At 62.2% G+C, this 22751-nt stretch carries 24 protein-coding genes; 15 read left to right on the top strand and 9 right to left on the bottom strand.

Annotation, left to right across the window (positions count from 1 at the left end):
* Nucleotides 1-207: 207 nt before the first annotated feature.
* A complete protein-coding gene (locus tag ACQ5J0_RS04090) occupies nucleotides 208-870 on the bottom strand; it encodes a DUF2231 domain-containing protein (RefSeq protein WP_462569250.1) in 663 nt (220 codons plus the stop codon).
* Between the two features lie 154 nt (nucleotides 871-1024).
* Between ACQ5J0_RS04090 and ACQ5J0_RS04085 the strand changes: the two genes are divergently transcribed.
* The 7 genes from ACQ5J0_RS04085 to ACQ5J0_RS04055 all read left to right on the top strand — a co-directional run bounded on the left by ACQ5J0_RS04085 (nucleotide 1025) and on the right by ACQ5J0_RS04055 (nucleotide 6777).
* Nucleotides 1025-1303, top strand: coding sequence for a hypothetical protein (locus ACQ5J0_RS04085; protein WP_462569249.1), 279 nt, complete (start codon nucleotides 1025-1027; stop codon nucleotides 1301-1303).
* Nucleotides 1300-1740 carry a periplasmic heavy metal sensor gene (locus ACQ5J0_RS04080; protein WP_462569248.1) on the top strand — a complete coding sequence of 147 codons (441 nt, stop codon included), beginning with the start codon at nucleotides 1300-1302 and terminating at the stop codon, nucleotides 1738-1740. Before ACQ5J0_RS04085 ends, ACQ5J0_RS04080 begins: the two co-directional genes overlap by 4 nt.
* A gap of 112 nt (nucleotides 1741-1852) precedes the next feature.
* Nucleotides 1853-2308: an RNA polymerase sigma factor gene (locus ACQ5J0_RS04075; RefSeq protein WP_462569247.1), complete on the top strand. Its 456-nt coding sequence runs from the start codon at nucleotides 1853-1855 to the stop codon at nucleotides 2306-2308.
* A gap of 59 nt (nucleotides 2309-2367) precedes the next feature.
* Nucleotides 2368-4218 carry a copper resistance system multicopper oxidase gene (locus ACQ5J0_RS04070; protein ID WP_462569246.1) on the top strand — a complete coding sequence of 617 codons (1851 nt, stop codon included), beginning with the start codon at nucleotides 2368-2370 and terminating at the stop codon, nucleotides 4216-4218.
* Nucleotides 4215-5432, top strand: a complete 1218-nt coding sequence (locus ACQ5J0_RS04065; RefSeq protein WP_462569245.1) for a copper resistance protein B — start codon at nucleotides 4215-4217, stop codon at nucleotides 5430-5432. Before ACQ5J0_RS04070 ends, ACQ5J0_RS04065 begins: the two co-directional genes overlap by 4 nt.
* Before the next feature lie 16 nt (nucleotides 5433-5448).
* Nucleotides 5449-6006 (top strand): YybH family protein, encoded by a 558-nt coding sequence (locus ACQ5J0_RS04060; RefSeq protein ID WP_462569244.1) that lies wholly within the window; start codon nucleotides 5449-5451, stop codon nucleotides 6004-6006.
* Nucleotides 6007-6039: 33 nt separating this feature from the next.
* A complete protein-coding gene (locus ACQ5J0_RS04055) occupies nucleotides 6040-6777 on the top strand; it encodes a PepSY domain-containing protein (protein ID WP_462569243.1) in 738 nt (245 codons plus the stop codon).
* A 49-nt stretch (nucleotides 6778-6826) separates the two neighbouring features.
* Here the strand turns inward: ACQ5J0_RS04055 and ACQ5J0_RS04050 are convergent, their stop codons facing one another.
* The 3 genes from ACQ5J0_RS04050 to ACQ5J0_RS04040 all read right to left on the bottom strand — a co-directional run bounded on the left by ACQ5J0_RS04050 (nucleotide 6827) and on the right by ACQ5J0_RS04040 (nucleotide 8260).
* Entirely contained in the window at nucleotides 6827-7360 is a 534-nt protein-coding gene (locus ACQ5J0_RS04050) for an AAA family ATPase (RefSeq protein ID WP_462569242.1), read from the bottom strand.
* Between the two features lie 103 nt (nucleotides 7361-7463).
* Nucleotides 7464-7751 (bottom strand): excalibur calcium-binding domain-containing protein, encoded by a 288-nt coding sequence (locus ACQ5J0_RS04045; RefSeq protein ID WP_462569241.1) that lies wholly within the window; start codon nucleotides 7749-7751, stop codon nucleotides 7464-7466.
* A gap of 77 nt (nucleotides 7752-7828) precedes the next feature.
* On the bottom strand, nucleotides 7829-8260 hold the full coding sequence (locus ACQ5J0_RS04040) for a hypothetical protein (RefSeq protein ID WP_462569240.1): 432 nt from the start codon (nucleotides 8258-8260) through the stop codon (nucleotides 7829-7831).
* A gap of 137 nt (nucleotides 8261-8397) precedes the next feature.
* Here ACQ5J0_RS04040 and ACQ5J0_RS04035 point away from each other — a divergent pair, with 137 nt between their 5' ends.
* On the top strand, nucleotides 8398-9408 hold the full coding sequence (locus ACQ5J0_RS04035; RefSeq protein ID WP_462569239.1) for a hypothetical protein: 1011 nt from the start codon (nucleotides 8398-8400) through the stop codon (nucleotides 9406-9408).
* On the opposite strand, the gene ACQ5J0_RS04030 is transcribed toward ACQ5J0_RS04035, so the two are convergent.
* Nucleotides 9405-10556, bottom strand: a complete 1152-nt coding sequence (locus tag ACQ5J0_RS04030) for a hypothetical protein (RefSeq protein WP_462569238.1) — start codon at nucleotides 10554-10556, stop codon at nucleotides 9405-9407. The genes ACQ5J0_RS04035 and ACQ5J0_RS04030 overlap by 4 nt on opposite strands.
* A 587-nt stretch (nucleotides 10557-11143) precedes the next feature.
* Between ACQ5J0_RS04030 and ACQ5J0_RS04025 the strand changes: the two genes are divergently transcribed.
* Both ACQ5J0_RS04025 and ACQ5J0_RS04020 read left to right on the top strand, forming a co-directional pair.
* Nucleotides 11144-11704: a TniB family NTP-binding protein gene (locus tag ACQ5J0_RS04025; protein ID WP_462569237.1), complete on the top strand. Its 561-nt coding sequence runs from the start codon at nucleotides 11144-11146 to the stop codon at nucleotides 11702-11704.
* On the top strand, nucleotides 11701-12219 hold the full coding sequence (locus ACQ5J0_RS04020; RefSeq protein ID WP_462569236.1) for a hypothetical protein: 519 nt from the start codon (nucleotides 11701-11703) through the stop codon (nucleotides 12217-12219). The genes ACQ5J0_RS04025 and ACQ5J0_RS04020 overlap by 4 nt, the downstream gene beginning before the upstream one ends.
* A 17-nt stretch (nucleotides 12220-12236) precedes the next feature.
* Here ACQ5J0_RS04020 and ACQ5J0_RS04015 read toward each other — a convergent pair.
* Nucleotides 12237-13408 (bottom strand): IS3 family transposase gene (locus tag ACQ5J0_RS04015; RefSeq protein ID WP_462567201.1). Its coding sequence is split into 2 segments (ribosomal slippage): nucleotides 12237-13144 and nucleotides 13144-13408, totalling 1173 coding nucleotides; the frame shifts between segments, so codons are not numbered across the junction.
* 638 nt (nucleotides 13409-14046) lie between these two features.
* Here ACQ5J0_RS04015 and ACQ5J0_RS04010 point away from each other — a divergent pair.
* The 5 genes from ACQ5J0_RS04010 (at nucleotide 14047) to ACQ5J0_RS03990 (ending at nucleotide 18645) form a co-directional block, all read left to right on the top strand.
* The gene (locus ACQ5J0_RS04010; protein WP_462569235.1) at nucleotides 14047-14892 is read left to right on the top strand and encodes a hypothetical protein; all 846 of its coding nucleotides are present in this window, start codon (nucleotides 14047-14049) and stop codon (nucleotides 14890-14892) included.
* Nucleotides 14893-15127: 235 nt separating this feature from the next.
* A complete protein-coding gene (locus ACQ5J0_RS04005; protein ID WP_462569234.1) occupies nucleotides 15128-16255 on the top strand; it encodes a glycosyltransferase in 1128 nt (375 codons plus the stop codon).
* Complete coding sequence (locus ACQ5J0_RS04000; RefSeq protein ID WP_462569233.1) at nucleotides 16252-17358, top strand: acyl-CoA dehydrogenase family protein; 1107 nt, start codon at nucleotides 16252-16254, stop codon at nucleotides 17356-17358. The genes ACQ5J0_RS04005 and ACQ5J0_RS04000 overlap by 4 nt, the downstream gene beginning before the upstream one ends.
* Nucleotides 17355-18077: a PIG-L deacetylase family protein gene (locus tag ACQ5J0_RS03995; protein ID WP_462569232.1), complete on the top strand. Its 723-nt coding sequence runs from the start codon at nucleotides 17355-17357 to the stop codon at nucleotides 18075-18077. Before ACQ5J0_RS04000 ends, ACQ5J0_RS03995 begins: the two co-directional genes overlap by 4 nt.
* A complete protein-coding gene (locus tag ACQ5J0_RS03990; protein WP_462569230.1) occupies nucleotides 18070-18645 on the top strand; it encodes an SAM-dependent methyltransferase in 576 nt (191 codons plus the stop codon). The genes ACQ5J0_RS03995 and ACQ5J0_RS03990 overlap by 8 nt, the downstream gene beginning before the upstream one ends.
* 16 nt (nucleotides 18646-18661) lie before the next feature.
* On the opposite strand, the gene ACQ5J0_RS03985 is transcribed toward ACQ5J0_RS03990, so the two are convergent.
* Genes ACQ5J0_RS03985 through ACQ5J0_RS03975 form a run of 3 tightly spaced genes read right to left on the bottom strand, consistent with a single transcriptional unit; the run spans nucleotide 18662 to nucleotide 22605 of the window.
* A complete protein-coding gene (locus tag ACQ5J0_RS03985; RefSeq protein WP_462569229.1) occupies nucleotides 18662-19855 on the bottom strand; it encodes a zinc-dependent alcohol dehydrogenase in 1194 nt (397 codons plus the stop codon).
* The gene (locus ACQ5J0_RS03980) at nucleotides 19852-20502 is read right to left on the bottom strand and encodes an SRPBCC family protein (RefSeq protein WP_462569228.1); all 651 of its coding nucleotides are present in this window, start codon (nucleotides 20500-20502) and stop codon (nucleotides 19852-19854) included. The genes ACQ5J0_RS03985 and ACQ5J0_RS03980 overlap by 4 nt, the downstream gene beginning before the upstream one ends.
* Nucleotides 20503-20511: 9 nt before the next feature.
* Nucleotides 20512-22605: a catalase gene (locus ACQ5J0_RS03975; protein WP_462569227.1), complete on the bottom strand. Its 2094-nt coding sequence runs from the start codon at nucleotides 22603-22605 to the stop codon at nucleotides 20512-20514.
* Nucleotides 22606-22751: the final 146 nt, after the last annotated feature.

The raw sequence follows: 22751 nt of genomic DNA, 5'->3' as shown, positions 1-22751 counted from the left end.
CAGCGACGGTATCCGTCGCGGGTGGCTGCTCCGAAGATGTCTGTGCCGTCGGCACTGCCCCTGCAGTGAGCTCGGTTGGTTCGGAACCATCGTCCGGCGGAACAGATTCAGGCTCTCTATCGCACGCTGCCAAGCCCGCGAGCGCCGTCCCGAGCAACAAGGTTCGAGCTAGTCCAAAGGGGGTCGATCGCTTCATTACCTTCTCCTTCACGCCCACGAGAGGCCGAGATGATCAGACCCATGGGCGAGCTCACCGCCGAGGAACCCTTGGAATGATATGAGCGCGGCCATCATGAATAATCCGAACCGCAACAGGGTTCTGCCTTTGGGAGGACGGCGCACGATTGCTGCGAGTGCGAGCCCCAGGACGGCGATGAGCATTCCGGTCCAGCGATGAAGTTGCATCGCAGTGTCGCCGCCAAACCAGAGACCAGTATGGATCCAGCCGAAAAAGACCGCCAAGACGGCACCTGCGGCCCCGCCGTATACCATGACGCGAATGGCTGGTTCGATGCTGCCCCCTCTACCTGCCATGACGAAACCTTCGGCTAACGCTGCCATCAGGAAAAGTGCGATCGGGAAGTGAACCGTTGCAGGGTGCAGTTGTTTGAGAATGCCGACGAGGCCATCGCTGTTGCCAACACTCTCATGGCTTCCCGCGGACGAGTCATGACCGCCGGAAGGCTGGGCTTCCTGCGAGGAGGAGGCTGATGTAGGCTGATCTCGGCCTGCCATAGCGGCATTCTCGCTGTCTTGCGCTCCAACGACGGCGCTTGCTTCGCCGCGGTGCGCCTCATCGCCATGGGCGTAGGCCGGACTGCCCAGAAGAAAACCTGCACTAATGAGCATCAGGATATGAACAGCTTTCATAAAGACGGACGCCCTTTTCACGGCGGGTTAACGAGACCTATGCTGGCTGTTACGCAGCCGAGCCTCTCTTCCCTCATCAAAAATTGATAAGGGGGACTGGCCAATCGAACGTATCATGTAAGACGACGGGATAACGAAGGATCGAGCCGCGCCGATGAAACAGCAATTGGAACCCCTTCTGGACGCTTTTGCCGGTGACGCACCGAGCGGCGTGTCCAACGACTTCATGGAAGGAGTGTGGGAGCGGGTCGGGCACATTAGCGCACGGCGTGAAAGGACCATGCGCGGTGCGCTGTTCGCAGGCTTTTTAGTAGTTGGGCTTGGCGCGGGCGTCGCCACCGTGCAGACCCCGGCTTACGCCCTGGATAGAAACTATCCGCTGCTCAACGAGTCGCGCCTTTCTCCATCCGCGCTGCTTCACGTCAGCCCATGAAGAACGTGAAGCTGCTAATCGCGGTGGCCGTCCTGGTCGCCGCAGGAGCAGGGTGCCTAGGGGCGATCGCTGCCGACAGATGGTTCACGCCGACCCAGCAAGGTGGTCTCCACGAATTCGTTCACGAACAGCTCGAACTCGATGAGGAACAGGAAAGTCAGCTCGAGCGGCTCGAGGAGCGATACGCCATCGAGAACGCACAACGCGAGCTGGCGGTGCGGCGCGCCAATGCTGATCTCGCTGCAGCGATGGACAGCGAACATGAATACGGCCCCGAAGTCAGCGCTGCCATTGATGCTGTGCATGCCAGCATGGGGGAATTGCAGAAGGCGACGGTTCGCCACGTATTCGCCATGCGAAGCATCCTTGATGATGAGCAGCAACGACAATTCGATCAACAGGTGGCCCGGGCTCTGACCGGTTCGCCGCCGGATTGATTAGAGGGTGCTGGGGCAGCCCGACAGTCAGGAACATAATCTCGTCGCCAGGGTCGTTGCGGGGGACCGCCGTGCGTTCACGCAGCTTGTAGAGCCGCTGATTCCAAGATTGATGTCGACGGCCCAGCGAATGCTCGGCGCGCCGGACGAAGCCGAGGACGCCGTCCAAAGCGCGCTCGCATCGGCGTGGATCGCCCGTGAGAAGATCGATCCCGCAAGGCCTGTCCTACCATTTCTGACCACGATCACACTCAACAAATGCCGCGACAAGTTGCGGCGCAAGAAGGCTGCGCGATTCTTGGGGTTCGGGACGGCCGCAATGCCCGAGCTGGCTCGCGATGGGTCGCCATCACCGGAAACCGAGGCTGTCGATCGGCAGCTTCTCCAGAAGACCCGTGCCGAGATTGAACGCCTGCCCTTGCGACTCCGCGAAGCGCTTATCCTCGTGGCTGTCGACGGGCGAAGCCAGAGCGAGGCGGCCGACCTGCTAGGCATCTCCGAAAAGGCGCTGGAATCACTGGTGTATCGAGCGCGGAAGAGGTTGAGGGAAAAAATCCTGACCGAATGAGGGGAAATGCCCTTGGCTGCGTAAGACAAGGCAAACACCGGACAAGCAGGATTATTTTCATGCAAGCAATAAACCGCCGAAACTTCCTGGGTTCAAGCATCGCGGCAGGCGGTCTGCTGGGTGCGAGCACAGCGGTTCCAGCGTGGGCACGCGGTGCGTCGCTTCAACATGGCGGTGTGATCCGAACCGGTTTCGACGAAGTCTCCGGTCGCGACATTCGCCTGACCGTGGGCGAGGGCATGCGTGTTGTTCAAGGTCGTCGCGGTCATGCGGTTGCAGTCAATGGCACTATTCCCGGCCCACTGGTGCGGTTGAAAGAAGGTGAGCCGGTCCGGATTCACGTGACCAATTCCCTTCAGGAGGACACGTCCGTGCACTGGCATGGCCTGCTGGTCCCGTTCCAGTTCGACGGCGTTCCCGGTGTCAGCTTTCCGGGCATCCGCCCTGGCGAGACCTTCGTCTACGATTTGCCCGCCATCCGCCAGTCGGGCACTTATTGGTGGCATTCGCATTCCGGGCTGCAAGAGCAGTCTGGGCACTACGGCCCTTTAGTCGTTGATCCTGCGGGACCGGATCCAATCCAAGCTGACCGCGATTTCGTGCTCCTCCTTTCAGAATTCACGCCGCTGCATGGTCATACGATCATGGAGAAGCTCAAGAAGGGCGAGGCCTATTTCAACATGCAGCAGCGCAGCTGGACAGACGATTACGATCTGACCGGCGAGGAGCGGCGGATGTGGGCCAAGATGCGCATGATGCCGACCGACATCACGGACGTGTCAGGCTCCACCTACACCTACCTTGCTAATGGAATGGGGCCCGAGGAAGGGCTGGAATATATGTTCCGCCCCGGCGAACGCGTGCGCTTCAGGGTGATGAACGGCAGCGCAATGAGCTTCTTCAATATCCGCATCCCCGGCGCGAAGCTTACGATCGTCGCGGCCGACGGGATCGCAGTGCGCCCGGTCGAAGTCGATGAGTTCCAGATCGGCACCGCGGAAACCTACGATTTCCTCGTCGAGCCAACTGGCGAGGCGATGGCTGTAGTGGCCGAGAGCATGGACCGCTCCGGGATGGCGCTGGCACATCTGGTCAGCCGTCCCGGCGCGCGCGCAGCCGTTCCCGCGCTGCGCGAACCGCCGCTGCTGACGATGGCGGCGATGGGCATGGCTGGCATGGATCATGGCGGAATGGACCATGGCAGCAGCGACGCGGCTGGAACAGATCAAGCCACAATGGACCATTCGGCAATGGGGCACGGGACGGTTCCGGCCCAGACAACCGCGCCCGAGACCATGAGTGCAGCGGCCATGGGCGATATGAGCATGCGCGATACCTCGCTCCTGTCGCCTGACGTGCACGTGGGGCCGGGTATCGACATGGTGTCGATGAACCCGGTCGATCGGATGGGCGATCCGGGTATCGGCCTCGACAAAGTGCCGCACCGGGTGCTCACCTATAACGACCTCGTTGCGCTGGAAGCCAATCGCTATGCCCGCACGCCCTCTCGGCAAATGCAGATCCATCTCACCGGCAATATGGAACGCTACATGTGGTCGTTCGATGGCAAGAAATTTTCGGCCGTCACCGATGATCCGATCCGCTTCGCCTATAACGAGCGGGTTCGCGTGAAACTGGTCAATGACACTATGATGGCGCATCCGATCCACCTTCACGGGCACTTCTTCGAGTTGGTCAATGGGGCGCCGGCAGACCACCAGCCTTTGAAGAACGTGGTGATCGTCCAGCCGGGCGGCAGCGCTACCTTTGATTTAACCGCCAATGAAGAGGGTGACTGGGCGTTCCACTGCCACCTCCTCTACCACATGCACTCGGGCATGTTTCAGATCGTGACGGTAGCGCCGCGGGGCGCGCAAGCCGAGGAACCGCGCGTAGGGAGCGACAAATGAGAACCGTGCTGTTGACCCTGCTGCTGACCACCGCTGCGCCTGCTTTTGCGCAGGATCACGCTGGCCACGCCGGACATGAACCCGCGACTAGGTCGGTAGACACAGATTGCGAGAAGGAGGCCGAGCGCCACCGCGCGATGGGGCATCCCGTGCCTGAGGGGCAGTGTGAACCCGAAGGCCAAGCGGGAATGGATCACGGGGCGATGGACCATTCCCAGATGGCCCACGGGCAGATGGAAGGCATGGACCATTCTCAGATGGACCACGGGCAAATGGAAGGCATGAACCATTCGCAAATGGGCCATGGCCAGATGGAAGGCATGGCTCCGGACCCTCCCCGTTCGATGGACCACGGCGCTATGGATCATGGGGCCATGGACCATTCGCAGATGGACCACAGCCAAATGGAAGGCATGGACCCTTCTCAAATGGAACACGCAAGGATGGAGCAACCGGGCGCCGCCGAGATACCGTTCGCGCCGCCGCCGGCCGAGGCTGGCTCCGGCCCGCCGCTCGCCGCCGATGCGATCTGGGGCGCGGAAGCGATGCGCGCAAGCCGGGACGGTCTCCCGTCAGAACTCGGTGATACTCTCTACTATTGGTTCCAGGGCGATCGGGTGGAATACCGCGCACGGGAAGGCAAGGACGGATATCTGTGGGACCTGCAAGGCTATTACGGCGGAGACCTCGACAAGTTCTGGTTTAAATCGGAAGGCGAAGGAAGCTTCGACGAAGAGATTGAGAGCGCTGAGGTCCAGGCGCTCTACAGCCGTGCGATTGCGCCGTTCTTCGATCTCCAGGCCGGCATCCGGCAGGACCTCGCACCAATGGATCGCACCTATGCCGTGGTCGGCATCCAGGGTCTCGCACCTTACCTCTTCGAAGTGGATGTTGCTGCTTTCCTGTCGGACAAGGGCGACCTGACAGCCCGCATCGAGGCCGAACTGGACCAGCGAATAACGGAGCGTCTGATTTTGCAGCCCCGTGTGGAAGCCTCGTTCTCGGCACAAGACGTTCCCGAACTGGGTATCGGAGTCGGCCTGGATAAGGTCGAGGCCGGTCTGCGTCTGCGTTACCACCTCGCGCAGGAATTCGCGCCCTACATCGGGATCGATCAGGAATGGCGCATCGGTCAGAGCGCCGATTATGCGCGCGCCGAGGGCGAAGATCCAAGCGTGACCAATTATGTCGTCGGCATACGGTTCTGGTTCTGAGGAAAAGGAAAGTTCGATGCACATCATGATTGTTCGCAGCTTAATCGCTGCAGGCCTCGTAAGCGCTGCGGTCCCGACGATGGCACAGACAGTGGATCATTCGGCTCACGCGGGCCATTCGGCCGCCAAGCCAATGGATCATTCCGCCCAAGACATGAACCATGCAGACCACATGGCTGCCATGAACCAGGACATTTCCGGCGCGCAGGCTGCGCTGATCGCCTATCGGCGAGCGCTGACAGAGCGCGACGCGGATGCGATGACCGCCCTGTTCGCCGATGAATCCCGGGTCTTTGAAAACGGAAAGGCTGAAGGCAGTTTCACGCACTACATGGAGCATCATCTCGGGCCTGAACTAGGCGAAATCACCAGCTTCACTTTCCGCGAGCCGACGGTCGAAATTATCCGGATGGGGCATATGGCCTACGGACGTGAAACATACACCTATCGGATCGAACTTGCAGACGGGCGCGTCATCGAACGCGAAGGCGTCGCGACTTCGGTCCTTGTCCATGACGCAGAGGGATGGAAGATCGTGCAATATCATTCGTCCTCGCGCTCGCCGCGGGGTTAGCCTCCTATCGTGGGAGCGCCATCGGAGGAGCGCATGCCGTCTCGCAAACATCGCTTGCATGTATTCGGCAGTAAGCTCCACAAGTGGCTCGCATTGTTCATGGGCGTGCAGGTGCTGCTATGGATGGCCACGGGCGCGATTATGTCGTTCCTCAAGATCGAGCAGGTGCGCTCCGAGCACGTCATATCGCGGCAAGCCGAACCACTTGTTTCGGAATTTCCTGCACCGCAGTGGTTGATTGACCGGCGAGGTATCTTAGCCCTGACGACGAAGTCGGTTGGAGGGCATCCGGTCGTTCAAGTCGAACGAGAGGATGGCTCGACCTCCCTGCACCGGGCTGACACCGGGCGAAAGATATCGCCGCTACCTCGCGCGGCTGCCGAGGCCGTCGCGCTTGCTGCATGGACCGGACCGGAGACATCGATAGCCGGGGCAAAGCTGGTCGAGGACCCGATCGGAACTGAGTTTCGAGGCCCTTTTCCAGCATGGCAGATCACTTTCTCAGATGAAGACCAAGTAAGGCTCTACATCGATGTCTCCAGTGGGACGATCCTAGCGGCACGGAGCGATACCTGGCGCTTCTTCGACTTCGTCTGGGGGTTGCACATCATGGATTGGACCGAGCGGGATCGGATTAATAGTTGGTGGCTGCTGCTGTTCGGGGTCGGCGGCACGGTTATCGCGCTGTCGGGGTTCGTTCTGCTGGCGAACCGCTTCCCCAGAGTGCGACGCCGAAAGGTGCGGCGTCCTGCTACAGAAAATAGCCGATGAGGGTTCGGGATGCGAGGCCAAGTGCAACCGGGTAAGCAACCGTAGCTGATCATCCAGGCCGTTCAGTCATCATCCTGTAGTGTGCGGCATGATCTGTTTTGACAAATATCTTCTCGAAGACTTCCAAATACCTGCGTGCGGTGCCTTCGTTTGTTGCAACCGACAGATCATCCATGATGGAATGCGACCCGGCATTGATCCATGAGAAGAGCGATGCGCAGATCAATTTCTCGTCACCCTCGAAGTGCTTCACGATATCGTCACGGTCCACCCCGCCGAAGATCGTGAAGTAGTTTTCCAGGATCCGGCGCAGAGTGTTCTGAATGGTCACAATGTTGAGCGAGGGCGTGCGCACCTCTTCCCAAAGCAGTTCGTAGGAACTGCGGATCGGATTGCGCTCGAATCCGGTAATCTCGGATAATCCGCCTGTTTTCCGCACGATCCAAAACGTCTGCTTGTTGCTGCGCGTCTGCTTATGATCGAGAGATACTTCCTTATGAAAATAGATGTTGTGCGTGAGGATGAGGATCTGCTTCACCTGATCGTTGCTGCGGCAGGCTTCGTCTATTAAACTGCGGATCACTTCGTCCTGCGGCTAACTTAGTGGCGGGCCGAGAACAATCCCACAGTTCCGCCGGCCAACCGGGTAAAACTGTCCGAAAGTAGAGAATGTAGATCAGCAATGTCTACTCGCACCCAACGCCGTCATTGTCGCGGTCAAGATGCGGAGCATAGCCTGGATCGCCGCGTCTGACCGGGGCCGCACCTGCCGCGCGAGCAGCAGCGCAATTTGCATAATAGACATCCCCACGAGCCGACTGCCGGTCACGTTGCTGCGAGGTGGACGCGCGGTGGCAATGGCGGCCACCGTTCTTCCGATCGTTGTGACACCCATCTGCCGCTAAGCCGCCGGGATGCGCGGAAGCAGTGCCGGGCCAAAGGAGCGATAGCGCTGCCAGCGTAAGCGCTATCATCCCGAGGGCACACAGAAGCGCGAATTCCAGCTTAACTAGCCAGCTCCGCCGATGCTCGGCGCGATCACTCCAGGCTCTCAACGACATTCGTGTTCCCCCCAATACCGTTCCCAGCGGGCTGCCCAGCCGCCCGTAACCATGGCGCAGGATATATCGCCAGTCTTGGGCGAAACGCACCAAGCGCCGGTCCTGTTACCGCCGGCAGATCCCGTCGAGGTGCACCTCATGGTCGGTCCACGAACGAGGACATGACCATGGCGACCCAAGCCTGTGGGCCGACCCATAAGTTCGACCAGGGCATCGCGCGCCGCCAACGGATCCGCATCAGGACAAGGGTGGCCCGCCGAACAGGATCCGTCGAGTTCCCGCGCAGCAATCCCGGACAATCGAATCCGCGGCCCTTCAGCGCACCAGACCGGACCGTCACCGTCCCACACCGAAACTGGCGTGCATTCGAATACTTGGCCGTCAGATACGACCGCTGCAGCGAGCAGAAGAAACAGGGACATAAAGACTTCCTAACGCACTTCGCTCGGCGATCAACGATCTCAAGCCGACTGCGACCTGCCGATCCTGAATAGACATACAGGCTCACCGAATTGGTGGACGAAATTGATTAAATTGAAAGACACAGAAAGGAAAAACGATGAGCGATAATGAACCCGACCTGACGTTCGTCGATCCGCATAGGCGTGCGGTGGTGGCAGATCGTATAGCAGCTGTGAAAAGGTTCAACAGGCAACCCGGCAGGGTTCGGGCCGAGCAAGAGGCCGAGGCTCTGGGCATCAGCACGCAGCGGTTCTATCTGGTCGTGAAGGCCTGGAACACGCATCGCAACGCTGCACGCCTGCCGGGTTCGAACAGGCATAGAATGAGCACGCGCGTGCCGGATGAAATCCGCGACGAGATCGCGCGGTTGATTGCCGAGGATGCTCTCATCAAACCGGTGCGTGTGATCGAAGCAGTGAATGAATTCTGCGCCACAGCCGGCATCAAGGCACCAAGCGGACCAACCATCGCAAGTGAAATCAATCTTCAGCGCCGTGGACAATTGCCAGCGGTGGAACAAAACGTGAACTACGTCGTCGATCATTGCCACCTGACCGTTCCGGTGGCGGCCGGCCAGAAAATCACGTCCGTTACCTTGTCAGCGGTTATCGAGGTCGGTGAAGCTGCGATCGTGGGGCTGGCGTTGACGCTCGATGAACCCACCGCCGCATCAACGGCACGGGCGATTGCCCATGCTGCCGCGGCGGGACAACTGGAAAGCGGCGGCATAATTCTGATGGACCGGCCCGTCACGCATGATTGGGCGGCTCTCGCGCATGTGCTCGAGGACGCGGGCTTTACGGTTGAAGGAGAGACGGTGGATGCAGGTGAGATGCACCACGACCGCGGCATCTTGCGCAAGCGAGGCAATGGAAGGCTACTGCACGCCGTCGCCGGCAGATACATCGGTGGCTACACCATGCGGGTGCGAACCCGTGGCAGTCGGTCCAAACCGCCGGTGCAGCGCAAGGCAGGGGCTCCACCATTCGGATTGAGGGACGCCGAAAAGCTCCTCCGCGAGCGGGTCGCCGCGCGGGCGCCTGACGCCAACCCATCGCTTTGGCATAGGACTCTTGCTGGAACTCTGGAAGAACTCTCTGAAGATTAAGCGGCAGCATCCAAGATCGCCCCAACCTGCGTTAGGGTCTGTGTCATGACTCCTGATGACGATAGCGTCACCTGATCGACCAGCTTCTTCACTGCCTCCAGTAACGGCTGATTACGTCGGTCGATCTCGGAACGAGCGAGGGTCACGAACTGCTCCACCGTCAGCATCGGCTCAGTCGATTCCGGCAGGACCTTCCTTAGGTTACGATCGCCGCCCTCTTCGCCAATGCGGCTGAATAGCCGAACACGGTTTACCTTGTGGCCGATGATAGAGGTGGTGCGAACGCCGAAGCGCCTCGTTCCACGATCGAAGACATTATCCTTCCCGAGGGCCTCTCGCAAAGCCAGCCGAAAGGGTTCGGCCGGCCCGCGAGCGGACTGACGTCGCGGGAGGACAATACGACATCTCGCCTCACGTTCTGCTGCTCGATCAATCCCAAGGTGTTCGATATAGTCTAGGGCAGATCGTATCGAAGAAAGCTGGGATCGCTCCATCCGGGCTGGATCTCCTGCATCGAACCCCAGGATAAGGCCCGTAGCTCGCTCGAGCACCAACGCAGCCATGACCGGTTCGTCGGTATCGAGGGCAACGCCATCGATCCTGATACCGACGAGGTCGATCAGGAGCGATGATCCATACGTCTTGGCTAGAAGTGAAGGGTTCAACGCCGTGGCATTCCGTGTGCGCTGAATGGTTTTGACTGCGGTAGGTAGCGAAATGCTGTCTCCCAGTAGATCGCGCAATTTACGGCCCAGCGTTCCATTGGATTCCGATGGGTAATCTCCGATCAGCTCGGTCGCCCTTCTCTTCGCCAGGCGATCGGACGATCCCGCACGACCAAAAGATTGGCCCGCATCTTTTGAATCGATCCCGGGGGCGTCGGATGGCTTGAATCGGTAAGGTGTGATCGACCTGATACTTCGGTCAGCGAGCCAGCGCTTGCGCAGCTTGTGAAACGCCTGGCGCGAAAGTCCGGCGCGGTCGGCCGCTTGGCCGACCTGGACTTCATTGGCATCCAGTAGGGCCAATGCATGCAGCCTCATTAACACCGCTTCGCGCCTCGCATCGGGCACTGCTGCCCAATGGGCTTTCTCTTGGGCCGGAACGCCTTCAGGCCAGACCTTCAAGAAAATTTCTGCGATGTCCATGGACGGGACGTTAACCATCAATCGCGACAGTGTCATCAATTTTTTCTTGTTAACTCGGTCGTTCGTGCCGATAGAGTGTCATCAGAAATTCTTTGTTGGATTGCATGATGGCCCAGAAGACTTACGCGACCCCTAACAAGCTTCCGGAAGCCCGGTTGAGACCCCCCCCCAAGAAACCGGCCGTGGCGAACGTCCTCTTGGCGTCTGCACTCCCGGAGGATCGTGCCAACTGGAAGCAGCCGATGAAACACGCTCACAGAGATGAGTTCGGCGTCGGACAGCCGCCGACCGAGCACGGGTGCATACCGGACATTCCGGTCTCAGCTCCTTCCCATGGCGTAGGGTTGCCGAGACTGCGTCATCGCCGCGAGACCCTCGCTCATAGACCTCCGCGTGTTCCCCGTTGGCGTCCGACCGAACGTCCGCGTGGGCACGACCTGCCCAAGCCGATGTCCGAAGGATGGCACGACCCCAAGATAATTGTCGCTGATGATCTGGGGAACATCAGGATACCGTTCACCTATAATCAGATGGCCTCCGTCAGCGCTGTATATTCGGCGAAGGGACCCAAACGCGATGAGCGAACCATGAAGCTGCTGGAGAACAAGATCGCGCGATGGGTGAAAAGGCTTGGGGTGAGACTGCTTGTCGCTGACGAAATCCAGAGGCTCGCCGGTGCGAAGAAGATGAGCGGCGCTGTCATCGAACGATTCCAGACCTTCCTGGACCGCGGTGTCGTCCCGCTGCTTCTGATCGGAAACGAAAAGTCCTTAGCGTTCTTTTCAGAAAATAAGGATCTGGCGGTGCGTTTCGGACGCCCGTTGAAACTGGACCCCATGCGAACCAAAAAAGACACCGCTGAAGCAGGGCATTTTCAGGATTTCTGCAGATCCTTTGACGAACAGCTAGTCACTAACCATATCTTCGCAATCAACAGCGGGCTCTCCCAGCAACGCCTTCTCGACCCCATGATCACCGTAACGGGGGGGCATATTGGCCGCGTCGCCAGGATGATCCAGGAGTCCTACCCGATCGCGATCAGGCGCGGGGCCGCCTCGATCGAAGCACTCGACTTGAGCTTCGTGACCCGCGAATTCGCGATACCGCTTGGATGGGTCGACACTGACCCGTTCTCTACATCGACATGAGAGCGACGACTGCGTTCGGCGACGTAGATGTCCATGATCGGTTCGACGATTTGAAGCGGCTACGCTTTTCGAATGAAATGCACGTCCCAGAGAGCATTCCGGGGTTCATCGCCCGCTGCGCGAGCGACCATCCGGTTCCCCGACTTAAGGCCATCTACGACGAGATCGACTTCCAGGATCGCCGGCCCGGAAAACTGCAGGTCGCGGATGAGGCAGTTCTCGCGAAGGTCGCACACGTCACCCGAAGCGACATTCAATCACTGAAGAAATGTGCCGGCAAGCAAGCTCGTGCAAAGGTTATCGAGTTCGGTGATCTGCACATCCTTTCGGAGAGCATGGAATTCAACCTGCGCCGGATCGCTCCTGAAACGCTCCGAATCCAGCCTTTCCATCGCCACGACTGGCTCAGCCGAATGTTGCCATACTGCCCGGTGAGCGGCGAGCTTATGGTCTCGCGTTGTCCCCGATGCACTGAGGTGGTCCCGCCTTCTTGGACAGGTTGGCGGCGAAGTTAAGCTAATCCCGGATGTGATTATGCCGCCAGTCTGGTCATCAGATCATGGGGGGCATGCCCCCCATGATCTGGTTCGCTGATCCGCCCGTAGGCCTCTGCCGGGGTTCGCCCGGCCAGACCCGAGTGCGGTCGCTGCGTGTTGTAATAGGTGATCCAGCGCCGAAGGCCAGCGCGTAGCTCCGAGCCGGTCTCGAAGGCGTGGAGATAGACGCATTCGTATTTCAGGGAACGCCAGAGGCGCTCGATGAAGACATTGTCCATCCACCGGCCCCGACCATCCATGCTGATCCGGACCTCAGCATCGCGCAACACGCTGGTGAACGCGAAGCTGGTAAACTGGCTGCCCTGATCGGTGTTGAAGATTTCAGGACGACCGAAGCGCGCCAGCGCTTCCTCCAGAGCCGCCACGCAGAAGCCGGCATCCATCGTGTTCGACAGCCGCCAGGCCAGCACCTTGCGGGTTGCCCAGTCCATCACCGCAACCAGATACAAGAAGCCCCGCCGCATCGGGATGTAGGTCACATCTGCGCACCAGACATGGTTGGGCCGGTCGATCGCCAGCTTGCGCAGCAGATAGGGATAGACACGGTGCTGAGGGTGCGGATCGCTCGTGCGCGGCCGCTGGTAAATCGGCGACAAGCCCATCTTCGCCATCAGCCGCCGCACACGGCGGCGACCGACCTCGTGGCCCTCCCGGCGCAGGTGCCGAACCATCTGGCGACTGCCATACCACGGCATGTCGAGGAACGCCGCGTCGATCACCCGCATCAGCGCCAGCGTCTCCTCGGTCTCCGGGACCGGCGCGTAGTAATAGGACGAGCGACTGATCGAGAGCAGGCGGCATTGTGCCGCGATCGACAGGCGGTGGTGAGCAGGTTCGATCATCGATCGCCTCCGTGCCACGCTCATCGACCGGAGGCTTTGGCTAAAAAATCCCGCTCCACGACCAGCTGGCCGATCTTCGCGTGCAGTTTCTCCACCTCGGCCTCGCTGGCCGCCTTGGCTGCTTCGCCTGCCCCGGAGAACGTGCTCCCCATTCCCTCGATGGCCTGGCGCTTCCAAGCCGCGATCATTGTGTGGTGGATGCCATGCTTCGCGGCCAGCTCCGCCAGCGTCAGGTCACCCCGGATTGCTTCCAGCGCCACCTTCGCCTTGAAATCCGCGCTGTAGCGCTTCCTCGTCTTCTTCATTTCCCGTCCATTCCTCAGGTCGGGATTAGCTTAGCACCCTGTCCGAAATTCCGGGACCACCTCACACCCTCAACCTTGGTTGGTCGTTCGCCGCCGGTATCGCACATTGCGAATATTGCGAGGAGTTAGTTCCTCCATCTTCCGAACCGCGTCTCCTAAAAGAACATGCCGCTCGATATCGCCTGTTCAGCGAGCTGATCTCGTTAGATGCCGGTATCAGGTCAGAAGCTTGGTCCAAATTTCCGACCGAACTGAGCGATTACTCCCCGGCTGCGGTTACGGGCCTCGCCATACGGCTCCATCGTCATCTGCGAGATAGTTGCGGCACGAAGCTGAGGGCAAGACTGGAAGCACTCGCGCCTGCCGACATCGCTGCGATAGTTGCGGAAGCGGTAGCGCTTCTCGAAAGTTGGCCGCACTCCGTTCAGAGCGCTGTTCGCGCGAAGGTGGATGACATGGGAGAGGACCATAAGGCCTTCGTGTCCCTGTGGAGGCGTCTCAAGGCAATGACTGTGCCGAATAGAAATGTCAGTTTAGAGCAGGCCGACCTATTGCTTAGCGCGCTACCGGACCTCGCCAGACCCGTCTGGCGAAGTTTTGCTCCGCCATACCGGGTCTATCTTCAGCAAGAAGCCCGAATGAAAACCGGTCTCAACGGGAGCCAGTTGTCGGCCGCTCAATTGGCCGGGCATCTGACGGTTACGCAATTGCCCTCGGCGGGTAAGCGCAACATCAACTATAAAGCTGAAGAGATCGATCATCTCCGCGCGCTTTGCGAACAGACCAAGCCGATCACCCATGTCGCCGGGAAGTGGAAGCTACCGATATACGCCGTCGAACAGTTCGCATCGAAGAATGTGCTAGAACATTCGGATGAACCCATACTTGCCGCAACCCACGCACTTCCGAGAATACGACAAGATTCGATCGAAAGCCTTTCGACTCATCTGCTCAACGCGCGTTCGAGAAGCGATAAGCCCACCGGTGCCAGATCGCTGTCGCTGACCATTCGAATGCACGGTGGGGCAGAGAAGCCGTGGGCGTCAGCATTCGAAGCGCTGTTGCGCAAAGACATTCCATGGTGGATCGATGGAGCGAATATCGACGTTTCGACGATTCTTGTGCTGCCAGAAAATATCCGGGAGTTCAGCGTTCGTGATATCGAACGAGACAGGATAGACGCCTTGAACCGGCAGCTCATTTCGAAAAGGGATGCATCCGAAATTCTCAATGCGACGCCCGCTCAGTTTCAGCGTATTGACAAAGAGCAGACCCTCTCTTTCACTCGCGTCTCGAAAGCGGATCTCACCGCGAAGACCATTATACTCGCTCTAGCCAAGGACTACATCTGCTCTGCCGAAATTGACGAGCGGCTTAGAGGCGTCGGGAGAAAAATCGAATGGATCGGGAGACTCAAGGATCTCGATAGGAGAAGCTTAGGTTGGCCGCGGGAAGAAACTATTCGGCGCCTCGAAATTGGATAATTCTCGCCTGTAGGGGGATGCAAATCTAAGCTTGCGCCAACGCCCAGCCGCCGCGCATGTCCGGGTGCAAGCGCGCTTGAGCGTCACGCGCACCCACGCAAAAACTGAAGTTTATCAGTCCCATAATGCGTGCCGATCGGGAACGAAACCGGGCGTGCGGCGTCCTCCAGGGACATCGGCCGCCGTTGCGATGTCGGGTTTGCCCGCCAAGCGGGCGCGCGCTTGGGAGTATGCGATGGCGACCGCCGCGAGCTGCACAATTTTCGATCCGGCGATCCCCCGTTCAGACAGCGCGTTCTTCGCAGCGCTGTCCGGCCTGCGCGAGCGCGTCGCGGCGGCGCCGTTCGGCGGCGCGCTGCTGTCGCTCGACTGGGGGGCGGGCGACGGCCGTGCTTTCGCTTACGCCGTCGGTATCCCGGTCAACAACGAGGCCGAGCGCTTGCCCGGCGTGCTCGCCGCGCTGTCGCGCGCGGCGGCGCGGGTCGAGGGGCCGGGACTGTTCGTCTTCGTGGTCAACGACACGCAGGATGCCTCGCGCAACCTGATCGCGCGATGGGCCGCGCGCACCGGCGTGGCTCATCTGCTGCTCGATCTGAGCTTCGCTCCCGCCGCGCGCAACGCGCCGCATGCCCGGCGGCTGGCGCTCGATATCGCCCACGCCTGCGCGCCCGCGGCGGCGCTGCTGACCACCGATGCCGACACGAGCGTGGGGCCCGGCTGGATCGCGGACAATCTCGCCGAACTGGCGCGCGGCGCGGCGCTGGTGTGCGGCAGCATCGGCTTCGACGAGGCCGAGCTGCGCCTGCTGCCCGCGCATGTCCGCGCGATCGGCGAGGCGGAGGACGAATATTTTGCGCTGACCGAGACGCTGTGGCGGATCTGGGCGGGCGCCGGCGCCAACCCGCTCAACATCCGCCCCTGGGGGGCTAGCCTGGGCATCGCGCCGGCGGTCTATGCGGCGCTCGGCGGCTTGCCCACGCCCGCGGCGGGCGAGGAGCGGGCGCTGTGCGCGCTGATGCGCCAGCACGGCCTGCCCGTCGTGCAGATGCCCGCCCACGATACGATCTCCTCGGCGCGGCAGGCGGGCCGCGCGGCGCAGGGTTGCGGCGAGACGCTGCGGCAGCGCGCTCTCGCGGTGGATCTGCCGTGCGACGAGATGCTGCTGCCGGTTGGGGGCCTGCGCCACCTTGCCGGGGTGTGGAACGCGCTTGAGGCTGGACCCGATCGCCCCCGGCTGTTCGCGCTCTATCGCGAGCGATGGAGCCGCGGGGCCGCGCCGCTGCATCACCGGGCGCTGCTGGTCGAGCTCGAACGCGCGCGGCGCGAGATCGATCTGCTGCTGCCGCACCGGGCCGTGGCATGAGCGCGCCTGCCCCCTTCCCCGATCCACACGACGCGCTGTTCTCGGCGATCGCGGCGCGCGCGGCGGCGAGCGACCGGCCGGGCGGAGACCTCTCCGCGGATATCGCGGCGCTGCACGAGGCGGGCTGGCTCGCCGCCTGCCTGCCGCTCGAGCGCGGCGGACAGGGCTGGGGATGCGCGCAAGAGGGCTTGGCGGGCGCCTTTGCCGCCCTGCGCGGCCTGGGGCGCGCCAATCTCTCGGTCGCGCGCCTGTTCGAGGGGCATATGAACGCGGTCAAGCTCGTGATGCTCTATGGCAGCGAGCAGGCGCAGGCACGGGTCGCGCACAGCGTCCATGCGGGCGAGTTGCTCGGGGTCTGGGGCGCCGACGATCCCGGCCATCCGCTGACGCTTTCGCGGAGCGGCGCGGGCCTGGTGCTCGGCGGTGCCAAGCGCTTCGCCTCGGGGCTCGCGCTGGTGCGCCATGCGGTGGTCGCGATCAATGGGGACGAGGGCCCGCTGCTGGCGCTGGCACCCACTGACAATCCTTCGCGCGCGGACCCGTCGGGCTGGGCCGTCGCGGGGATGCGCGCGACGCAGTCGGGACGCTACGATTTCGCCGGGGCCGAACTGCCCGCGGATGCCGTGCTGGGCGAGCGCGGAGACTACACACGTGAGCCGCATTTCGAGGGCGGGGTGTGGCGCTATTGCGCGGCGCATTGCGGCGGCGCCGAGGCGCTGGTCGCTCTGTTCCGCGCGGCGTTGCTCGAGCGCGGCCGGATCGAGGACCCGCACCAGCTGGACCGGATCGCCGCCTGCGCCACCGCGATCGAGAGCATGCGGCTGTGGCTGTGGCGCGCGGCGGAGGCAGTCGAGGCGCACGATGCGTCGCCGGACGCGGCCACGCTCTCGCTGCTGGCGCGGCAGGTGACCGAGGACAATTGCCGCGCGGTGCTGTCTCTGGTCGAGCGCGGGCTGGGAATGGCGGCGCATGAGGAAGGCACGCCGATCGAGCGGATCCGCCGCGATCTCGGGCTGTTCCTGTGCCAGGCGCAGCCCGACGCCAAGCGCCAGCGCGCCGCGCGCACACTGGTCGGGCTCGGACTGCGCGCGGAGGATCTGTGAGCGTCCCGCTTGCTGCAGAGGGCAGCGTGCTGCGCGCCGCCGCAGGGGCGGCCACGGTCGAGCTGGCGGAGCTGTCGCCGCCGGGCGGGCTGCTGCTGGTGATGCCGCATCCCGACGACGAGACCCTGGGCTGCGGCCAGGCGCTGGCCGCCGCTGCCGATGCGGGGCGCGATATCGGGCTCGTGCTGGTGACCGATGGCGAAGGCTCGCATCCCGGCTGCCACCCGGGCGACATCGTTGGCCTACGCCAGGCGGAGCTCGAAGCGGCACTGGCGGTTCTGAGCCCGGGGCGGGCGATCGCCGTGCTTCGGCTCGGTCTGCGCGACGGGCACGCTCGCCGCGATGCGCTCTCGGGGGAGCGCTGGCAGGCGCTGCTGGGTTTCGCGCAGTCCTACGACCCGCGGGCCGTCTGGACCACCTCGCCGCTCGACCCGCATTGCGACCACCGCGCCGCGCATGCGATCGCGCACGATCTGGCGGAGCATTGCGGCGCGGCGCTCTGGAGCGTCCCCGTCTGGGGCCGCTTCGGCGAACGGGCGCTGCCCGAAAGCGAACTGCGGCTGTTCGAGGCTTCGGCGCTGGCAGAGCGCAAGCGGTGCGCGCTCGCCGCCTACCGATCGCAATTCACCGAGCTGATCGCCGATCCGGAGGCCTTTCGCATGCCCAAACCGCTGCTCGCGCATTTCGCCGCGCATCCGGAGATCTTCCACCGTGGGTGAGGCTCCCGGCGAGCGGCAGGCGCGGTTCGACCGCCTGTTCGCCGACGATCCCGATCCGTGGGACATCGACACCAGCCCCTACGAGCGCGGCAAGCGCGAGGCGGCGCTCGCCGCACTGGGCGAGCGGCGCTTTACGCGGCTGCTGGAAGTGGGCTGTGCGGGCGGGGCGCTGACAGAGAGATTGGTCGAACGCGCGGATTCGATAGTCGCCGTCGATGTTTCGACAAAAGCGCTCGAACTGTCGAGTAGAAGGCTAAGTCGATTCGACAGTGTCGAATTCATCGCCGCCGAGGTGCCAAGCTATTGGCCTCACGGGAAATTCGACGCGGTGATCCTGTCCGAAGTGCTCTATTTCCTCGGCGCGGAGGAAATCCGCACAGTCTCGCGGCTGGCGCGTGCAAGCTTGACCGCGGACGGGATCTGCCTGCTGGTCAACTGGACCGGACCCAACGACCTGCCGGTCGATGGCGACAGAGCGGTCGAACTGTTCCTCGACGCCGCGCCCTGGCAGATCGCCAAGGCGCGGCGCGAGGAATGCTATCGGCTCGATCTGCTCGCGATCCGCTAGGGCAGGTGCCCGGCGGCTAGCTGGCCGCCGCCATCTCCATGCCGGGCTTGAGCACCACCTTGGTCCAGCTGTCCTGCTCGGTGCGGAAGCACTCGTAACCGCGCGCCGCATCCTCGAGCGGGAGGCGGTGCGAGATCAGGAAGGTGGTGTCGAGCGTGCCGTCCTCGATCTTGTCGAGCAGAGCCTTGGTGTAGCGCTGGACATGGGTTTGGCCGGTGCGAACCTGCAGGCCTTTCTCCATCAGCGCGCCTAGCGGAAATTTGTCGGTCATCCCGCCATAGACGCCGGGGATCGAGACGCGGCCACCGGGCCGGACCGCGAGGATCGCCTGCTTGAGCGCGCTGGCGCGGTCGGCGCCCATGCCGACCTTCTGCTTCACGACATCGACCATATTGTCGATCGCGAAACCGTGGCTCTCCATGCCGACCGCATCGATCACCGCGTCGACACCGATCCCGCCCGACATTTCCATCAACGCTTCGCGCACGTTCGTCTTGCGGAAATCGATCACCTCGGCGCCGAGCTGCTTGGCCAGCGCCAGCCGGTGGGGATAATGGTCGATGGCGATCACCTTGCTCGCGCCCATCACGATCGCGGACTGGATCGCGAACAGGCCGACCGGGCCGCAGCCCCAGACCGCGACGGTGTCGTCGGGCTGGATCTCGGCGTTCTCCGCCGCCATCCAGCCGGTCGGCAGGATGTCCGAGAGGAACAGCACCTTGTCGTCGTCGAGATGGTCGGGGATGACGATCGGGCCGACATCCGAATAGGGCACGCGGACATATTCCGCCTGACCGCCCGAATAGCCGCCGGTCAGATGCGAATAGCCGAACAGCGCCGCCATCGAATGGCCGTAGAGCTTGGCCGACATGTCCTGCTTTTCTGCCGGATTGGAGTTCTCGCAGGCCGAGAACTGCTGGATCTGGCAGTGGAAGCAACCGCCGCAGCTGATGGTGAAGGGGACGACGACGCGCTGACCCTTCTGCAGCGTGCTGTCGCTCCCGGTCTCGACCACCCGGCCCATGAATTCATGACCCAGCACATCTCCGGGGAGCACGCCGGGGATCACCCCGTCGTAAAGGTGAAGGTCGCTGCCGCAGATCGCGGTCGAGGTGACCTCGATGATCGCATCGCGCGAGTTGATGATTTCGGGATCGTCGACCGTGTCGACGCGGACGTCGTGCGTCCCGTGCCAGGTGAGGGCTCTCATGATTGCTTCTCCTGCTGCTTGGCAGCGCGGGTGTTGTCCTTGCGGTGGGCCGAGGTGGCGATCTCGCCGGTTTCCATCAGCCCCTTGAAGCGCTTGAGGTCGTGGCGTGCCTGGACCTCGGGTTCGCGCTGGAACAGCTTGGCGACGGCGCGGCCGAGCTCTCCGGCGGGGGGCTCGTAGGACATTACCAGCGACACGCGGGTGCCGCGCTCCCCGGGGGCGTCGGCGAATTCGACGCTGCCGCTGGTCGCGATGTCCGAACCCTCGACCGAACGCCAGGCGATCCGCTTGCCCTCGACGTCCTCGGAAATCTCGGTCTTGACCTCGACCGTCCGGCCCGCGGGAGCCTTGATGACCCAGACGCGGTGGTCGCCCTCGGCCCGGATCGTTTCGACATTTTCCATGAAGCGCGGAAGATTATCGAATTCGCGCCAATAGGCATAGAGTTCGGCGCGCGGCTTGCGGATCGTCACCGTCCGACCGAGCACCGCCTGGTCGCGGTCGGGGCTCTTGCGGGTGTAGAAGGGCGCGTCGTCGTCGCCGGCCTTGCGCCGCTGCGACAGGAACGCCCCGAAGGCGACCCCGCCGAGTGCGATGCCCAGCCCGGCGACAGTGCCGGCAAGGCCGAGTGGTTTGTCATGCGTCATGTTAGCTCCTCAGTCCTTCTTCACCGCCTCGCGGTCCCAGAAACGCAGCTTGGCGCAGCGGGCGATGAAATCCTTGGCGGAGTCGGGCTTCGACAATTCGATGAAGCCGTCATCCATCCGCTTGGCGACCCCGGCGCCCTCGAGCAGCGCCATCGCCTCCGGGACAAAAGCGATGAACTTGGCGTGGGCGAAGGCGTCGTTGACGAAATCGATGCTGGGCTTGTCCATGCCGAACTTCTCGGCGGCATCCGCGCCCATCACCAGCGCCACGGCGTCGTAGACCACCGAGGGGCCGCCATCGATTTTCTGGTCGGCCGCCATCATCTTGCCGTCGGACAGCTTGGCACCCGCGACATGCGGGGCGATGATCTCGGCCATCGCTCCGGCCCCCGTGGCGGCGTCCTTGAGCGCCTTGACCACGCCCGCATCGCCGCCCTCGGCGATATAGATGCCCAGCTTGCGTCCCTTGAAATTGTCAGGACCGTTCTTGAGGATCGACAGCGCCGGGCTTTCGGGCAGATCATCGACCGGCTTGCGTGCGGGGGTTGGCTTGGGCGGCAGTTCGGTCAGACCGATGCCGTCGGCGACTGTCTGGGCTAGGCCGTCGTCGATATGCCGCAGATGGCCAACCATCCGCTGGCGGATATCCATCCGCTCGACCTTGGACAGTTCGAACACCAGCGCATTGCCCATATGGGTCTGCTCGATTGCGGTCTGCGAGATGTAGAACTGGCGCGCCTGGCTGTAGTGATCGGCGAAGGTCTCGCTGCGCACGCGCAACTTGGGCCCCGCGACCGGGGCAGCGTAGCTGGTGAAGCCGTGCTCGGGGCTGGCGCGGGGGCCGCGCGGCTCGCGGTTGTCGTCCATATCGCCCGACCAGCTGTTGGGCTCGTAATTCGCCCGGCCCTTGGGATTGGTCATCGCCATGTGCCCATCCTGCTGGAAATTGTGGACCGGGCATTTGGGCGCGTTGATCGGGATATGGGTAAAGTTCGGGCCGCCCAGCCGCTTGAGTTGGGTATCGAGATAGGAAAAATTGCGTCCCTGCAGCAGCGGATCCTCGCTGAAATCGAGGCCGGGGACGATGTTCTGCGTGCAGAAAGCCACCTGCTCGGTCTCGGCGAAGAAATTGTCGACATTGGCATCGAGCGTGAGCGTGCCGATGATCTCGACCGGAACCTGCTCTTCGGGGATGATCTTGGTCGCATCGAGCACGTCGAATTCGAAGCGTTCGGCGAACTCCTCGTCGAACACCTGGATGCCCAGATCCCATTGCGGGAAGTCGCCCGCCTCGATCGAATCCCACATGTCGCGGCGATGGAAATCCGGATCCATGCCGTTGATCTTGAGCGCCTCGTTCCAGATCACCGACTGCAGCCCCTGCCTGGGCTTCCAGTGGAACTTGACGAATTTCGCCTCGCCCTCGGCGTTGATCATGCGGAAGGTGTGGACCCCGAAGCCCTCCATGAAGCGGAAGCTGCGCGGGATGGTGCGATCGGACATGATCCACATCACCATGTTCATCGATTCGGGGCTGAGCGAGATGAAGTCCCAGAAATTGTCATGCGCGGTCTGCGCCTGCGGGAAGCCGCGGTCGGGCGCGGGCTTGGCGGCGTGGATGAGGTCGGGGAACTTGATCGCGTCCTGGATGAAGAACACCGGGATGTTGTTGCCGACCAGATCCCAATTGCCCTGCTTGGTGTAAAACTTGGTCGCGAAGCCGCGCACGTCGCGCGCCAGATCGGGCGAACCCTTGTTGCCCGCCACGGTCGAGAAGCGGGTGAAGGTCGGGGTCTTCTCGCCGACCTCGTTGAAGATCGCGGCGTGCGAATATTCGGGGATCGCCTTCTTGAGTTCGAAATGGCCGTGGATGCCGTAGCCGCGGGCATGGACGACGCGCTCGGGGATGCGCTCGTGATCGAAGTGGAAGATCTTCTCGCGGGCGATGTGATCCTCGAGCAATTGCGGACCGCGCGGACCGGCGCCGAGCCAGTTCTGGTTGTCGGCGATCGGCGCTCCTTGTGCGGTGGTCAGGACATCGTCCTCGCCGCGGGGCTTCTGATGGGGCGCGCCACCCTTGGATAGCTCGAGTTCGTCCGACATAGGCATGCTCCGATTTGGCTGGAATATGTTTAGCCAACGAGGAAGGAGCAGATCGGTTGCCCGAGTGAACAATAATTAACGAAACAAACTATTGTTAATAATGCGATTGTTGGGCGGTTGAGAATTCAGGGCTTCGATGGTTTTGC

This window comes from Qipengyuania sp. SM2512 (genome assembly GCF_054954005.1).
This window is presented reverse-complemented; position numbering and strand designations above follow the sequence as displayed.

Coding starts and splice junctions, on each gene's coding strand:
- ACQ5J0_RS04090 (WP_462569250.1), bottom strand. CDS start 870: ATGAAAGCTGTTCATATCCTGATGCTCATTAGTGCAGGTTTTCTTCTG.
- ACQ5J0_RS04085 (WP_462569249.1), top strand. CDS start 1,025: ATGAAACAGCAATTGGAACCCCTTCTGGACGCTTTTGCCGGTGACGCA.
- ACQ5J0_RS04080 (WP_462569248.1), top strand. CDS start 1,300: ATGAAGAACGTGAAGCTGCTAATCGCGGTGGCCGTCCTGGTCGCCGCA.
- ACQ5J0_RS04075 (WP_462569247.1), top strand. CDS start 1,853: ATGTCGACGGCCCAGCGAATGCTCGGCGCGCCGGACGAAGCCGAGGAC.
- ACQ5J0_RS04070 (WP_462569246.1), top strand. CDS start 2,368: ATGCAAGCAATAAACCGCCGAAACTTCCTGGGTTCAAGCATCGCGGCA.
- ACQ5J0_RS04065 (WP_462569245.1), top strand. CDS start 4,215: ATGAGAACCGTGCTGTTGACCCTGCTGCTGACCACCGCTGCGCCTGCT.
- ACQ5J0_RS04060 (WP_462569244.1), top strand. CDS start 5,449: ATGCACATCATGATTGTTCGCAGCTTAATCGCTGCAGGCCTCGTAAGC.
- ACQ5J0_RS04055 (WP_462569243.1), top strand. CDS start 6,040: ATGCCGTCTCGCAAACATCGCTTGCATGTATTCGGCAGTAAGCTCCAC.
- ACQ5J0_RS04045 (WP_462569241.1), bottom strand. CDS start 7,751: ATGATAGCGCTTACGCTGGCAGCGCTATCGCTCCTTTGGCCCGGCACT.
- ACQ5J0_RS04040 (WP_462569240.1), bottom strand. CDS start 8,260: ATGTCCCTGTTTCTTCTGCTCGCTGCAGCGGTCGTATCTGACGGCCAA.
- ACQ5J0_RS04035 (WP_462569239.1), top strand. CDS start 8,398: ATGAGCGATAATGAACCCGACCTGACGTTCGTCGATCCGCATAGGCGT.
- ACQ5J0_RS04030 (WP_462569238.1), bottom strand. CDS start 10,556: ATGGACATCGCAGAAATTTTCTTGAAGGTCTGGCCTGAAGGCGTTCCG.
- ACQ5J0_RS04025 (WP_462569237.1), top strand. CDS start 11,144: ATGAAGCTGCTGGAGAACAAGATCGCGCGATGGGTGAAAAGGCTTGGG.
- ACQ5J0_RS04020 (WP_462569236.1), top strand. CDS start 11,701: ATGAGAGCGACGACTGCGTTCGGCGACGTAGATGTCCATGATCGGTTC.
- ACQ5J0_RS04010 (WP_462569235.1), top strand. CDS start 14,047: ATGAAAACCGGTCTCAACGGGAGCCAGTTGTCGGCCGCTCAATTGGCC.
- ACQ5J0_RS04005 (WP_462569234.1), top strand. CDS start 15,128: ATGGCGACCGCCGCGAGCTGCACAATTTTCGATCCGGCGATCCCCCGT.
- ACQ5J0_RS04000 (WP_462569233.1), top strand. CDS start 16,252: ATGAGCGCGCCTGCCCCCTTCCCCGATCCACACGACGCGCTGTTCTCG.
- ACQ5J0_RS03985 (WP_462569229.1), bottom strand. CDS start 19,855: ATGAGAGCCCTCACCTGGCACGGGACGCACGACGTCCGCGTCGACACG.
- ACQ5J0_RS03980 (WP_462569228.1), bottom strand. CDS start 20,502: ATGACGCATGACAAACCACTCGGCCTTGCCGGCACTGTCGCCGGGCTG.
- ACQ5J0_RS03975 (WP_462569227.1), bottom strand. CDS start 22,605: ATGTCGGACGAACTCGAGCTATCCAAGGGTGGCGCGCCCCATCAGAAG.